11 protein-coding genes and 2 pseudogenes are annotated in these 14,944 nt (G+C 50.2%); 6 read left to right on the forward strand and 7 right to left on the reverse strand.

Features of this window, described 5'->3' with window-relative positions; all coding sequences use genetic code 11:
• Positions 1–9: 9 nt before the first annotated feature.
• On the reverse strand, positions 10–633 hold the full coding sequence (locus tag ABV298_RS09135) for a DUF4230 domain-containing protein (RefSeq protein ID WP_353721832.1): 624 nt from the start codon (positions 631–633) through the stop codon (positions 10–12).
• A 3-nt stretch (positions 634–636) separates the two neighbouring features.
• Positions 637–1,617, reverse strand: a complete 981-nt coding sequence (locus ABV298_RS09140) for a bile acid:sodium symporter family protein (protein WP_353723161.1) — start codon at positions 1,615–1,617, stop codon at positions 637–639.
• A 255-nt stretch (positions 1,618–1,872) separates the two neighbouring features.
• On the opposite strand from ABV298_RS09140, the gene ABV298_RS09145 reads away from it, so the two are divergent.
• Positions 1,873–2,700, forward strand: coding sequence for a glycoside hydrolase family 16 protein (locus ABV298_RS09145; RefSeq protein WP_353721833.1), 828 nt, complete (start codon positions 1,873–1,875; stop codon positions 2,698–2,700).
• Positions 2,701–2,732: 32 nt separating this feature from the next.
• Here the strand turns inward: ABV298_RS09145 and ABV298_RS09150 are convergent, their stop codons facing one another.
• Both ABV298_RS09150 and can read right to left on the reverse strand, forming a co-directional pair.
• Positions 2,733–3,890, reverse strand: a complete 1,158-nt coding sequence (locus ABV298_RS09150) for a PepSY-associated TM helix domain-containing protein (protein ID WP_353721834.1) — start codon at positions 3,888–3,890, stop codon at positions 2,733–2,735.
• Positions 3,891–4,152: 262 nt separating this feature from the next.
• Positions 4,153–4,783, reverse strand: a pseudogene (can, locus tag ABV298_RS09155) (carbonate dehydratase).
• Between the two features lie 177 nt (positions 4,784–4,960).
• Between can and ileS the strand changes: the two are divergent.
• From ileS to ABV298_RS09175, 4 genes and pseudogenes are all read left to right on the forward strand, one after another.
• A pseudogene (gene ileS, locus ABV298_RS09160) lies at positions 4,961–8,390 on the forward strand (isoleucine--tRNA ligase).
• A gap of 110 nt (positions 8,391–8,500) precedes the next feature.
• Complete coding sequence (locus ABV298_RS09165) at positions 8,501–8,839, forward strand: hypothetical protein (protein ID WP_353721835.1); 339 nt, start codon at positions 8,501–8,503, stop codon at positions 8,837–8,839.
• 22 nt (positions 8,840–8,861) lie between these two features.
• Positions 8,862–9,035, forward strand: coding sequence for a hypothetical protein (locus ABV298_RS09170; RefSeq protein ID WP_353721836.1), 174 nt, complete (start codon positions 8,862–8,864; stop codon positions 9,033–9,035).
• 6 nt (positions 9,036–9,041) lie between these two features.
• Positions 9,042–9,821, forward strand: a complete 780-nt coding sequence (locus ABV298_RS09175) for a 3-hydroxyacyl-CoA dehydrogenase (protein WP_353721837.1) — start codon at positions 9,042–9,044, stop codon at positions 9,819–9,821.
• 440 nt (positions 9,822–10,261) lie between these two features.
• Here ABV298_RS09175 and ABV298_RS09180 read toward each other — a convergent pair whose 3' ends face one another.
• Positions 10,262–11,011 (reverse strand): DeoR/GlpR family DNA-binding transcription regulator, encoded by a 750-nt coding sequence (locus tag ABV298_RS09180; protein ID WP_353721838.1) that lies wholly within the window; start codon positions 11,009–11,011, stop codon positions 10,262–10,264.
• Between the two features lie 115 nt (positions 11,012–11,126).
• On the opposite strand from ABV298_RS09180, the gene ABV298_RS09185 reads away from it, so the two are divergent.
• A complete protein-coding gene (locus ABV298_RS09185; protein WP_353721839.1) occupies positions 11,127–11,678 on the forward strand; it encodes a 5'(3')-deoxyribonucleotidase in 552 nt (183 codons plus the stop codon).
• Positions 11,679–11,889: 211 nt separating this feature from the next.
• Here the strand turns inward: ABV298_RS09185 and uvrB are convergent, their stop codons facing one another.
• Both uvrB and ABV298_RS09195 read right to left on the reverse strand, forming a co-directional pair.
• Positions 11,890–13,902, reverse strand: a complete 2,013-nt coding sequence (gene uvrB, locus ABV298_RS09190) for an excinuclease ABC subunit UvrB (RefSeq protein WP_353723162.1) — start codon at positions 13,900–13,902, stop codon at positions 11,890–11,892.
• 95 nt (positions 13,903–13,997) lie between these two features.
• Positions 13,998–14,852 (reverse strand): cupin-like domain-containing protein, encoded by an 855-nt coding sequence (locus ABV298_RS09195; RefSeq protein WP_353721840.1) that lies wholly within the window; start codon positions 14,850–14,852, stop codon positions 13,998–14,000.
• Positions 14,853–14,944: the final 92 nt, after the last annotated feature.

Consider the following 14,944-nt stretch of genomic DNA (forward strand, 5'->3'; position numbering starts at 1 on the left):
CAGTTTATTTTATCGCAACTTGTCTACTTTGGCGGTCATCGGAAATTTAAGCACCACCTTTTTACCCGAAGCCTTTTCCAGCATTGGTGTCAGTATTTTCTTCGCATTCTCCTTTGTCTGGTCAAGAATACCCATGTCGAGGGCCGATTTCTGGATCTGTTTTTCGGCCTGTTTGTAAGCCTCCTGCACCAGTTTGGCTTCGTCGGTAAAAGCGTATTCGGTATTGTAAACCTTTGATTTGCTGTGGTCTATTTTAAAAACACACAGCTCCGGCTCAGGCATATCGATAACCAGCGTTTCATCGTCCGAGGTAATATCTTCCATGGAAACCCTGGCGAGATCCACACAGCCGACCGCCTCGCCTTGCACGATCAGTATCGCTTTGGCATTAGGCAACCACATTTTCACGATTTCCTGCTCCACCACATCCTTGAAGTTGTATTTCACAACTTCAAGTTTTCCCATCGAACTGATTTCCTGCAAAACCACCGTATGCATTGTTTCAACCTTTCCTTCGCCGCCCAGCCATTCAGGCCGCCAGTCCCCGGTTTTAAACCCCGACCACAAAGCATTGATCCCCGCCAAAAGCAAAATCAGCACCAGAAGCCGCATCAACCACGAAATGATACGCATACCTTATTTTTTAAGTACGAAATTTTCCGCCACTTCCGGCTCCCGGGCCATCCGTTGCGCGATAATGCTCGCCGCGATCAGCTGCAATGCGTGATAAAGCATAATGGGCAAAAGCATTAAACCTGCCTCAGGCCCTGCAAACAGCACTTTCGACATAACCGCACCTTGTACCAGCGACTTTTTAGAACCGCAAAACACAGCAGTGATTTTATCCTCCCGGTTGAAATGCAGCAGGCCGCTGATGAACGTCAGCAGGAAATAGATCCCGAAAAACAGCGCGAGCATTCCTATCCCTAAAAATACAATTTCTTTTATTCCGAGCGAATCGAAGAGGTGCTCGCCGAACGATTCGCAAAAAGAAGTATAAACGATCAGCAAAATCGACGACTGGTCGAAATACCGGATGTACTTTTTACGGGCCTCCGCGAAATGCCCCCAGCGGCTGTTGAGGGCCATTCCCGCTAATACCGGCAATAATACTTGCAATGCCAGCTTTCCGACTACCGAGAGCAGGTCGAAATGCCCCGGACCGGATGGTTCCGGCCCCGGGTCCAGGGCGAGTCCCATCCACAGAGGCGTGATAAAAACGCCTATCAGGCTCGAAATGCTCGCATTGAATATCGCCGCCGGAATATTGCCGCGCGCGATGGAAACCATCACGACCGACGACGAGACCGTCGACGGCAGCACGGTCAGAAAGAATATCGCCAACCACATCGTTTGCCCATCTTCGCTTCCGAAAAAGGGCCTGAATGCAAGCGCAAGCACGGGAAAAAGTACAAATGTCGATAAATGCACCATCACATGCAGCCGCCAGTTCACCAGCCCGGCCCTTAGCTTCCCGGGGCTCAGGCGTAGCCCGTAAAAAAAGAATATAACCGAAACGGCACAGGTGGAAACCGTTGAAAGGTGCAACGGACTATCCTTCATCCCGGGCGCCGGCCAGAGCCAGGCCAGCAAGATCATGCCGAGCAACGCGAGCATAAAACCATCCAGTCCGGCCTTTTTTAGCAATATCAATGAATTTACGCATATCAAAAATCAACACCGGCGGCAGATGTTACGGCCGTCTGTTGCTTACAAGAAAAAGGAAAACAGTCAGAAATAAAACCCGGCACAGCGATTAATAATGTCGATTCTTTCCGCCTGGCATTTCGGGTAAATGAACAATCGCTCCCACTTTCCCAATAATATCAGGAACTATAAATGACTATTCCCGACAAACTATATCTGACCACAATGACAACTTCCGACAAACTGCTGCTTACCATTATCATGGCACTCATCACGTTCGTACCAGCCACCGCACAATACAAGCTCGTCTGGGCCGACGAGTTCGACTATGACGGCGCACCCGATCCGAACGTATGGCAACCCGAAAAGGGTTTCGTCCGAAACCATGAAGACCAATGGTACCAGGGTGAAAATGCCTATTGCAAAGGTGGCTACCTGATTATCGAAGCCAAAAAAGAACGGATAAAGAACCCGAACTACAAACCGGGCAGCAACAACTGGAAAGAAAGCCGTGAATACGCCGAATACACCTCCGCCAGCATCATTACCCGAGGCAGAAAGAGCTTTCGATACGGTCGTTGCGAAATGCGTGCAAAGATCGACACGCGCCAGGGACTCTGGCCGGCGTTCTGGACGCTGGGCGAAAAAGGCGAATGGCCGGACAACGGAGAGATTGATATAATGGAGTTTTACCGGGGAATGCTGCTGGCAAACCTTGCCTGGGGCTCCAACGAACGCTACAAGCCTGTTTGGAATACCAATAGAAAGCTGATCAGCACTTTCAACGACCCTGGCTGGTCGTCCAGATTCCACATCTGGCGGATGGATTGGGACGAAAATTCCATTAAAATATATGTGGATGATACGTTAATGGCTTCCCAGGAACAGTCGAAGGCCGTTAATGCCAAAAACAAGGACATTACGCCATTCAAACAACCCCACTACCTGCTGCTCGGTATGGCGCTGGGCGGCGATAACGGCGGCGATTTGTCCGGAACAGATTTCCCTGCCCGCTTCGAAGTAGATTATGTGAGAGTTTACCAAAAACAATAACAATTCCGGCAGCGTAGATCAGATCGCCGGTTTCACGACGGGGTCGCCCAGGCCGGAATGCTCTTCCTTACCTTTTTTGGTGCTTTCTTTCTTCTGCCCCACCAGATCACAAAACCGGTAACGGGCAGCGAGGCGCAGATCAGGCTCGCGAAAAACATAAGTATCTTGCCGGGCAAACCGAGGATCGCACCGGTATGGATGTCGTAGTTCATCCGACGCAACTTTTTAGCGAAATCGGCTTCGCTGTATTTGCCCGTATAAGGGCCTTCCGCATCGATTTTTTTGACCGAATATTGGTCAAAATAGTGGTAGTCTACATTGTAATAGGTGCCCTGGCGGAAATTCACGTAGGAAAAGATCGACTCCGTTTTTTCGGTCGGAAAGGAAATATTCAGGGTCGAATACCGGGGATACTCTTTTTGTAATTGATACCACGCTTTATCCACGGCCTGCATAGGACCGGCCACCCGGGCTGCCGAAACGGTATCAGAAGGTGGGTTATAGTACACATCCGACCCCTTTCCGCCGGTGATCGTATACAATCCCTGCGAAAACCACTGGAAGCCCCAGACAAGGCCTGTCACAGCGAGGATCATACCGATTGACATAACATAGAAGCCCAGCACATTGTGCAGATCGTAGTTTTTCCGCCGCCAGGCCGCATTCCATTTGATCGAAAACCGCTGTCTGGCCGCCGACTTGTTCTTCGGCCACCAGAGCACCATTCCGCTGATCATCATAAAAAAGAACACGAGCGTCGCGGAAGCCACTACTGTCTGCCCGTATTTTTCGGGTAGCCAGAGATAATAATGCCCGTGGAGAATGAAGTGAAAGAAATCGTCGTCCTCGTTCCAGATGTGCTCGAGCTTTCCGGTGTATTGGTTGATATAGGCGACGTAGTAGTATTCGGGATCGAGGTTGTAAAAACCGACTTGCGCATTGCGGTCGGGCGTATCATAAAGTACGCCTTTGGCTACTTTGCCCGGAAGCGCCTTTCGGGCAATCTCCGCCAGTTCCGAAGGTGGCAACACATTCCCTCCGGTAGGCCCTTTCACGAACATGTAGGGCTGTGTAATGCTCTTGATTTCCTGCTCAAACGCCAGAATACACCCTGTGATGGAAATAATAAACACCATAATGCCCGAGACAAGGCCCAGGTACAGGTGCAGTTTTCCAATCAGTTTTTTCATCGATTCGCCCTGATTATCTTATTTAGACTCAATTAAGACTACGAATATAGGGCGAACGAAGGGAACTACCAAAAAGGGGGAAGAGAGGAAAGGGTGTCAGAGCAGAGCGTGGAAGGGAAGAAAAGGGAAACATTTGACAGGCAATGCCGTTAGGCATGAATATCGGTAGCAGCCCGGTGCCCCTCACCCATTAATGCCGTTGGGCATGTAACGACAACGGACTGCATTCCCCTTCCTCCTTCCTCAAACAAATCGAGCGTTATTAAAAGTCGTAGCGATAAATGCCTTCCACTTTCGTGGTAGGTGGCATGTGGGCGAGGGTTTTTAGCTGTCCGTCGTGCAGGCCGAACACCCAGCCGTGCAGATGCAGCTCCTGGCCCTGGTGCCACGCGCCTTGTATGATGCTCGTTTGTGCGAGGTTGTGCACCTGCTGGATCACATTCAATTCCACCAGGCGGTCGAAACGCTTTTTCTCATCCTCGATCGCGTCCAGCTCGGTAGCGTATTTGTCGTATACGTCCTTGATATTGTGCAGCCAGCGGTTGATCAGGCCCAGGTCCTTATGCATCATCGAAGCCTTCACCCCCCCCGCATTGGTAATGCCCTACTACAAGTATATGCCGCACTTTCAGCACCTCCACGGCATATTGCAGCACGCTGAGCATGTTCATATCCGTATGCACCACGAGATTGGCAACGTTCCGGTGAACAAACATCTCACCCGGTTGCGAGCCTGTCAGGTCTTCGGCGGGCACACGGCTATCGGAGCACCCGATCCAGAGGAAATCCGGTTTCTGGTCTTTCGCCAGATTGTCAAAATACGCTTCGTCGAGTTCGAGCTGCCTGGCTGCCCAGGATTTGTTGGCGGTCAACAGACGGTTAATGAGTTCCATTTTCAGATTGATGATTGAAGTACCAAAATAATACAATCTCTCTCAGATTCATTCAAACGCGTACATCCTTTTAGCGGAAAAAAATCCGTAATTTTGCACTCTTAAAATCCGGAGCGGGTTATAAATAGTGCTATTTACATTGATCGGCCACGGCAAATGCCGGACGCTACCACTTATATGAAATACAACGAATATAAAAATCTGAGTTACCCGCAAATCGGGGACGAGGTACTCAAATTCTGGAAAGACAGGAAGATCTTTGAGGCGTCGGTAGAAACCCGCGAGGGCGCGCCTACTTTTACCTTTTACGAAGGACCGCCGTCGGCGAACGGTACGCCGGGCATCCACCACGTAATGGCACGGGCGATCAAGGATATTTTCTGCCGTTACAAGACATTGCAGGGCTTCCAGGTGAAGCGTAAAGGCGGCTGGGACACACACGGTCTGCCGGTTGAGCTACAAGTCGAAAAAGAACTCGGCATCATCAAGGATGACATTGGGAAGAAGATTTCCGTTGCGGATTATAACGAGAAATGCCGCCAGACGGTCATGAAGTTCACTGATCAGTGGAACGACCTGACCGAAAAAATGGGCTATTGGGTCGATCTCGACAATCCTTATATTACTTACAAAGGCGAATACATCGAAAGCCTCTGGAATTTACTTAAAAAGCTGTACGACAAAGGCTTGCTTTACAAAGGCTATACGATCCAGCCCTATTCACCAGCCGCCGGAACGGGCCTGTCGTCGCACGAGCTGAACATGCCCGGCACGTACAAAGACGTGAAGGATACGACCATCGTAGCGATGTTCAAGGTGAAAGATGCCGAAAAATGGCCTGCATTAGCCGCTTCTGCGAATGAGGACATCCGCATTCTCGCCTGGACCACCACGCCATGGACGCTTCCTGCTAACTCCGCACTGACCGTGGGCGGCAATATCGATTATGTTCTGGTTAAAACCTTCAATCCTTATACGCACGAGCCCGTAGCGGTTGTGCTCGCGAAGGACCTGGTAGGCAAATACTTCTCCGAAAAAGGCCACGACGGCGATTTCGAAAACTATGCGGCCGGCGACAAAAAAAGTGCTTCCGTGGACTGTTTTGAACGAATTCAAAGGCAAAGACCTCGAAGGCATCGAGTATGAACAGCTCTTTCCCTACATTCAACCGGACGCCCCGGCATTCCGCGTGATCCTCGGCGATTTCGTGACGACCGAAGATGGTACGGGCGTGGTACACACCGCCCCCACTTTTGGTGCGGACGACTTCCGGGTCGCGCAGGCGAACGGCATTCCGGCTATTATGGTGAAAGACGAAAACGGCAAAGAAGTGCCTATCGTCGACCGCCAGGGCCGTTTTGTGAAAGAAATTACGGATTTCGCGGGCCGTTTTGTAAAACCTGAATATTACTCTCAAGCGGAACAGGACGACCCGGAGTTCCGCCCGACGGACGTGCTGATCGCCATCAAGCTCAAAGAGGAAGGCAAGGCATTCAAAGTCGAGAAATACGAGCACCCCTACCCGCATTGCTGGCGTACCGATAAGCCGGTGCTCTACTATCCGCTCGATAGCTGGTTTATCAGGACTACCGCGGTGAAAGACCGTTTGGTCGAGCTGAACAAAAGCATTAACTGGAAACCTGAAAGCACGGGCACCGGCCGCTTCGGCAACTGGCTCGAAAACCTGGTCGACTGGAACCTCTCGCGTTCGCGCTACTGGGGCACACCACTGCCGATCTGGCGAAACGATTATGGCGACGAGGTGTGCATCGGCTCTATCGAGGAGCTGAAAGACAAGCTCGAAGAAGCAATTATCTCGGGCCACCTTACCCGCGAACAGGCATTGCACAACTCGGATTATCTGCAAAAGCTCGAACACGGCGACTACGACCTGCACCGCCCTTATGTGGACGATGTGGTACTGGTAGGTAAAACCGGCCATATCATGCACCGCGAACCCGACCTGATCGACGTTTGGTTCGACTCCGGAGCAATGCCGTACGCACAATGGCACTATCCGTTTGAAAATCAAGAAATCTTCGATAAGGCTTTCCCTGCCGACTTTATTTCGGAGGGTGTAGACCAAACTCGTGGCTGGTTCTTCACATTGCACGCCATTGCGGGTATGTTGTTCGATTCGGTTGCATTCAAAAATGTGGTTTCGACCGGTTTGGTACTCGACAAGAATGGTAACAAAATGTCGAAACGCCTCGGTAATGCCGTGGACCCGTTTGCTACACTGGCACAATACGGCCCGGACGCGACGCGCTGGTACATGATCACCAATGCGGAGCCATGGGATAACCTGAAATTCAATATCGACGGCATCGGCGAAGTGCAGCGCAAGTTCTTCGGAACGTTGGTAAACACTTACAACTTCTTCGCATTGTACGCGAACCTCGACGGTTACGAGTTCCATGAAGCGAATTCAGTGCCTGTCGAAAAACGCACCGAACTCGACCGGTGGATCCTTTCGAAACTGAATACGTTGATCAAAGAAGTGGGCGAAGAATTCGACGATTACAACCCGACCAAAGCGGGCCGCCTCGTGCAGGATTTCGTGACCGACCAGCTTTCCAACTGGTATATCCGCCTCAACCGTCGTCGTTTCTGGAACCCGTCGGCCGAGCAGGGCGCTGGTTTGACCGACGATAAAGCGGCCGCTTATGAAACCTTACACCATTGTTTGGTAACCGTGGCGCAGCTCATGTCGCCTATCGCGCCTTTCTTTGGTGAATGGTTGTATAAAAACCTGACAGACAGCGACCGCGAAGCTTCGATCCGCCACAATGCCCCTTTCAAATATGAATCGGTGCATTTGACTTACTGGCCTAAAATCGAGGCAGAAGTTGTGGACACCGACCTGGAAGAGGCGATGGACCTGGCGCAACGCATCAGCTCGCTCGTTCACTCGATCCGGAAAGGACATAAGCTGAAAGTTCGTCAGCCATTGTCGAAGATCCTTATCCCGGTTTTGAGCGAGAAAACAAAACGCCAGATCGAGCAGGTGGCTTACATCATCCTCTCGGAGGTAAATGTGAAAAACATCGAGTTCGTACACGACGACAGCGGCATTTTGAAAAAGAAAATCAAACCGAACTTCAAAACCCTCGGACCAAAATTCGGCCCGAAAATGAAAGAGGTAGCCGCCGCTATTTCCGCGATGGATGAAGCGCAAATCCGTGAAATCGAAGCCAGCAGCGCAATTACGCTGGCAGCCGCCGGCGGCCCGATCGATATCGCATTGACCGACGTGGAAATCATCGCCGAAGACGTTCCGGGATGGCTCGTTGCGAGCGAAGGCGGCCTCACCGTTGCCCTCGACATCACTGTGACGGAAGAGCTGCGCCTGGAAGGCATTGCTCGCGATTTCGTAAACCGTGTGCAAAACCTGCGTAAAGACAGCGGCTTTGAAGTAACGGACAAAATTCGCATTACCCTACAAAACAACGATGGCCTGCTCGCCAGCGCAGTAACCGCCAACAAAGATTACATCTGCCAGGAAGTACAAGCCCTGGATCTCCACCTCGTCAGCGACCTGAATGGGGAAGCGACGGAGATCGAGATGGATGAGTTTTTGCTGAAGGTGAAGATCGAGGTGGTGTAGATGGGGCAATACCAGGCACATCCATACACGGCTAATGAGGCGACCGGTCGCTTTAAGTTTCAAAGTGTGGGTAAGCACGGCACTATTGACAAAGCGATAGAACTCACCAAATGGCACCTGGCATATACAACCTTGCGTTGCTGGATTTCGATCTGGTGACGCAAGATTATGTTGATGACTCAATTACAGACAATGGTGACATGCCGGAAGTTCTTGCAACGGTAATGGCTGTGTTTTTAGATCATCTTTCCCAATTTCCAAGAAGCGGCATTATTATAACTGGGAATCGTCCTTCAAGAACCCGTCTCTATCAAATTGCCATTAATAAGACTGGAGATGACGTCAAGCGCCAACTCAAAATACTTGGTTACCAACGCTCGAAATGGCGGATATTTGAACCAAATCAATCCTATGAAAGTTTTTTGATAGCAAGAAATTTGGTAGATTAGTAAAAAACAAGCCGGTGGAAAAATGAAAGTCCTGGAAAAGAAATTACATATTCCTGCAAATTTATTGCCCCGTAAGACAATCGATAACTCCCTGCCGGATTTATCTGACCACCCGGTTGTAAGAGCGAAAACTGAACGGGCACGCAAACTTCTGGAAGAAAACCCGATTCCAGAAGATCTGCTAAGGAGGAAGTAACACCTTATGCAACTTGCCACCTCCACAGCCCTCATTACCGGCGGCGCCTCCGGCCTTGGAGAAGCGACTGCACGGTTATTCGTCAATCAAAGTGCAAAAGTTGTTATTCTTGATCTGAATGAAGCAGCCGGACAAGCACTTGAAAGCGAATTCCCTGGTCAAATTAAATTCATTAAAACCGACGTTACCAGCGAAGGCGAAGTCCGGCATGCGTTGGACGTTACTTTGCAAACCTTCGGCAGCACTCAAATCGTGGTCAACTGCGCAGGCATTGCACCCGCGCGTAAGATCGTTGGCAAAGCCGATGGCATCTACGGCCCGCATTCCTTTGAACTTTTCGAAAAAACCATTCGCATTAACCTCATTGGCACATTTAATGTGATGCGGCTGGCGGCTTTTGCTATGGAAAAGAATGAGCCGAATGCAGAAGGCGAGCGCGGCGTGATCATTAATACTGCCTCGGTTGCCGCTTACGACGGCCAAATGGGACAAGTAGCGTACGCGGCGAGCAAAGGCGGGATTGTGAGTATGACGCTGCCGGTGGCACGCGATCTGGCTAAATCCGGCATCCGCGTAATGGCCATCGCCCCCGGCCTTTTCGAAACGCCTTTGCTAATGGGCCTGCCCGAAGAAGCACGTATCTCATTAGGACAGCAGATTCCATTTCCGTCGAGGCTCGGAAAGCCTTCTGAATATGCATTACTGGCCAAATCCATCGTTGAAAACCCAATGTTGAATGGCGAAGTGATCCGTCTGGACGGCGCGATCCGAATGGCCCCGAGATAGGTATAACCCGGCGATTATGAGAGGACATTACTTTTTTGCTGCCCTTTCGATTTCAGTAAGTAATGTTTCCAACCGGCATCCCGGTTTCCGGCCTAAACTGCCCCCAGACCGCATTCACATTTAAAACCAGCATTTTCGGAGCCGTTCGCTTTCTTCCGGCGACCATCTCATCTTCCAATCATAATCCTGCACTGGCCGATACTTGTCTCGATGCGCTCCAAAATACATCCGGGCGATGTTATGCCGCGTTTTTTACGGTTCACGCGAACAAATGGGAGATGGAAATCAGACAAACATTGTCTGTCTGCGGAAATGGCTTCTGAGGATCGCTGTTTCGTTCATGCCCGGATTTTCGAATGCTATCAATCAGGATTCGAAAAGCATTAAAGACACTTCTTTAAAATTGAAGAAACAACCAAAAAATAACCACGCCCAGGGAGTCAGGACATACTGATTCCCAGATTTCTGTAAACATCAAACTCCTTGCTTTCAGAGTCCTTGTCGGTAATAATCATCGATAACCGTTCCGTCGGGCAAACGTAATAGGCCTCCGCCGTGCCCAGCTTTTCGGTTGTCGCCAGTGCAATCACTTCTTTTGAGGATTCGATCATTGTGCATTTGACTTCGCTTTCCTCAAAGTCCGGACCGGTCACGCCGAGGTCAGCGTGAATGCTGCAAATGCCAAGCAAACAAACATCGGCGCGGAATTTCCTGAAAAACTGGATAGCATCGTTGCCGATCGTCACAAACGAATTTTTTAACAAACGACCGCCCGCAAACAGTACTTCCACATGTTCATGCTCTTCGAGAATGGAGGCAATCGGAAAACTGTTGGTGATGACGGTCAGTTTCAAATCTTTGGGAAGCATCTGGGCGATCAACAGCGCAGAGGTGCCGCCGTCGAAAATTACGACCTGCCCGTCTTTGAGAAATTGTAACGCCTTCTTTGCAATAATTTGCTTCTGTTCGCTGTCATACTTGATCCGGTCCCGGAAATGGTGCGGGCCGGGTGAATGTGGTACGGCCCCTCCCCTGACCGATTTCAGCAACCCTTGGTCCGCCAGCTCCTTGATATCCCTCCGGACCGTATCCTCCGACACGTTTAAAAGTGTGCTCAGATGCCCCAGATAGACTTTTTGCTCATTTCCAAGTTGGTCCAGTATGATCTGGAAGCGTTCCTCTTTTAACATAGACGTCGGGATTATGCTTGCAAATTTAGCAAACATTTCCGATTTAATATTGCAAAATATTGCAAGAAATTCATATATTTGCCGCAAATAATTGCAAATATTAATTTATCACATCATGAAAAAATCGATTGCGGTGGATATGGATAATGTCATCGTCGACATTGAAGCCAACTGGATCAACTGGTATGCGAATGTATTTGGCGTAACAGTCACCAAAGAAGCTATGCATGGCATTCCCGAAGACCAGGCTTTTCCCGATCCGCTCGCCGCACGCAGCCTTCTCTACAAACCCGGATTTTTCCGCAATGCACCCGTAATACCCGGAGCACAGGAAGCGATCATCAAATTGCAGGAAAATTATGAAGTGTACATAGTCTCGGCCGCAATGGAGTTCCCGAATTCCCTGCCCGAGAAATACGACTGGCTCGCCGAGCATTTTCCGTCCATTCATTGGAGAAACATTATTTTCTGCGGCGACAAAAGTGTCATCAACACCGATTACCTCATCGACGACCACTTGAAAAACCTGGACTTTCACAAAGGGAAACCAATCTTATTCACCGCCGGGCATAACAGGGGGATTGAAAAGCATACGCGGGTGAATAATTGGGAAGAGGTGCTGGAATTGCTGGAACAATTAAAAGAGCCTCAGCAAGTCACTGGATAATTTTAATGACCGCTTGTGTTACCTCACTGATTGTCTTCACACTGACCAATCCCGCGCTTCGGATAATGATACTTCGATCAGCTGTAAATAAGCGTGTTGGTCTGATAAAACTGTCCACCGGAAGTGAGCCTCTCAGAAAATCGGTATCAGCAATGGCACCGCATAAATATCTTTGGAGCCATTTATCCGCATTTCACAATCGGGCAGCGGGTTACTCCTGCACCCGTGCTTTCAATTGCAGTAATTCGTCCCGCAACCTGGCAGCTTCCAGGAAGTCCAGATCTTTTGCGGCGGCTTCCATTTTTCGCTGGGTTTCGGCGATGAGTTTCTGCAAGTCGGTTTTTCCCATGTATTGCACCACCGGGTCGGCAGCGATTTTAATTTCCTCCGGCTCGACGTAGACTTTACGAACCTTGGAATCGGCGACCGAAGTTTGTTCCATAATAGCTTCCTTCGATTTACGAACAGTTTTCGGTGTGATGCCGTTAGCCTGATTGTATTCCATCTGAATGCTTCTGCGGCGGTTTGTTTCATCGATCGCCAGTTGCATCGAGCCCGTAATGGTGTCCGCGTACATAATCACCTTGCCGCGGTCGTTGCGCGCCGCGCGGCCGATGGTCTGTATCATCGAACGCGTATCGCGCAGGAAGCCCTCTTTGTCGGCGTCCATAATGGCTACCAGCGAAACTTCGGGCAAGTCGAGGCCTTCCCGGAGAAGGTTCACACCAACCAGCACATCGAACAGGCCCAGCCGCAGCTCCCGCAATATTTCCACGCGGTCCAATGCTTTTACTTCAGAGTGTATGTAGCGGCATTTGATGCCTACGCGATCCAGGTATTTGCTGAGCTCCTCGGCCATCCGCTTGGTTAAAGTGGTCACCAGAATGCGGTCGCCCAGCTTAATGCGTTCCGTGATTTCTTCCAGCAGGTCGTCGATCTGGTTCAAACTCGGCCTCACCTCGATTTCAGGATCCAAAAGACCTGTGGGACGAATAATCTGCTCCACCACCACGCCTTCCGACTTCCTCAACTCATAATCCGCCGGCGTCGCGCTCACAAATATAGTCTGAGGCGTCATATCCTCGAATTCCTGGAATGTTAATGGCCGGTTATCCAATGCCGACGGCAAACGGAAACCATATTCAACCAATGCCTCTTTCCGCGAACGGTCTCCACCCCACATCGCACGAATTTGCGGCATGGTAACGTGGCTTTCATCGACCACCATCAGGAAATCTTCCGGGAAATAATCGAGCAGACAGAACGGGCGCTGGCCGGGCAACCTGCGATCGAAGTATCTCGAATAGTTCTCGATGCCGGAACAATAGCCCAGCTCGCGCATCATTTCCATATCAAACTCGGTCCGTTCTTTCACCCGTTCAGCTTCGGCAAGGCGTCCCTGGGAAATGAAATATTTGACCTGCGTCTCCAAATCGTCCTGTATTTCCTTAATGGACTGGTTCAGCACATCCCGGCCCGTCACGAAGAGGTTTGCCGGGAAAATGGCGATAGCCTTTTCGGAAGAAATTTTCTTGCCCGTTTCAGGCTCGATGCGCTGGATTTCCTCGATTTCGTCCCCGAAAAAAATAAATCGGTAAGCGAAGTCGGCGTAGCCGGGGAACACGTCCACGGTGTCTCCTTTCACGCGGAATGTACCACGGTTAAATTCCACTTCCGTACGGCTGTAAAGGATTTCCACCAGCCTGAAAAGGAACTGGTTGCGTGGCACAATGTCGCCCAGCTTAGCGCTCACAATGCTTTTTTTGTATTCAAGAGGGTTTCCCGCACCATAAATACACGAAACCGACGCAACCACGATCACATCCCGGCGGCCGCTCATCAGCGACGAAACGGTATGCAAACGCAGCTTCTCGATCTCCTGATTGATCATCAGGTCTTTTTCAATGTAAGTATTAGTGCTGGAAATGAATGCTTCCGGTTGGTAATAGTCGTAATAGCTGATGAAATACTCGACGGCGTTGTTGGGGAAGAACTGCTTGAACTCGCCGTAAAGCTGCGCAGCCAGCGTCTTGTTGTGACTTAACACCAAAGTGGGCTTGTTTACACGCGCCACCACATTGGCTACCGTAAATGTCTTTCCGGACCCCGTCACTCCCAGCAGCGTTTGGGCCGGTTCCCCGTTTTCAATTCCTTGTACTAGTTGGTTGATGGCCTCCGGCTGGTCGCCCGTCGGCTGGTATTGTGAAGTAAGTTCGAAGTTCATAGCGAGTCGAGAAGCAATACGAAAGAAACGCATTTCAAAGATAGATTAGTTTCTTTGAAATGCGTTTCCAAATACAGGCGGCCGGACGGTTTCCCTTATGCCTGTTTGCGCAAAAGCTCCTGGGCGTTCTCGAACGCTTTCCGCTCCTTCCAGTGCTGCCAGTCGAGGCCTAGCAACTTGGTCATGCTCTTATCCACAAACTGGTGGCGAACGAGGTTCATACCGCCCTTGACAGCCGTGAAAATAGAGTTGTTCGCACGTAATGCAAGGCTGAAACCGCCATCCACATAACGGATATAATGCCACCATAGCGAAGGAATGAAAATCGTTTCACCATGGTAAAGGATCGTTTCGTAACCGGTAGCTCCTTTCAACGCCGGGAATTTCTCGTAATCCGGATCGAGCGGATTCACCTTGCTCATCACAGTGAACGGATGGTGGTACAACCGCCGGCTTTCTTCTGGAGAGAACAAAATCAGTTGCTTGCGGGTCTGGAACTGCGTCAGGAATACGTTTGAGCAGTCCATATCGTAATGCAGGTTGGTGATTGACCCTTCTCCTCCGAAAAATACAAATTTATACGACTTCAAAAAGCCATCCATGATCGTCGGGAACCGGATGTCGTCGGCGAGCTCGGGGATCTTTTTGAAAATATCGAAAAGGAAAATCCGGAGGTCGGTCGGCCCTTTTTCGATAAGGCTGAGGTAGTCGCCGAACTTCATGGTTTTGGCAATCTGGAAATACTTGTCGGCGTCGTGGATGTGGTTATCGACCAATGGCACATCCAGGTTACCGTGATTTTCCCTAAGCCATTGAAAAGTCCATTTCTGAACTGCCGGCCAATCTTTTGCAAGATCGGTAAACACCACCGGGCGACTTGGTTTTAAGTAATTTTCGATGAATTCTTCGCGCGTAAGTCCGGTGCGCTTCTCTATGGGCACTAATTTCATAGCAAGAAATTGAGTAGGTAATCGACTAGTTATTTTACTGCCGGGGATAAGCCCGTCGCAGCGGACAAAACCATCTTTTCCAAGTGGCCCGT

Source organism: Dyadobacter sp. 676, from assembly GCF_040448675.1.
Classification (GTDB): Bacteria; Bacteroidota; Bacteroidia; order Cytophagales; family Spirosomataceae; genus Dyadobacter.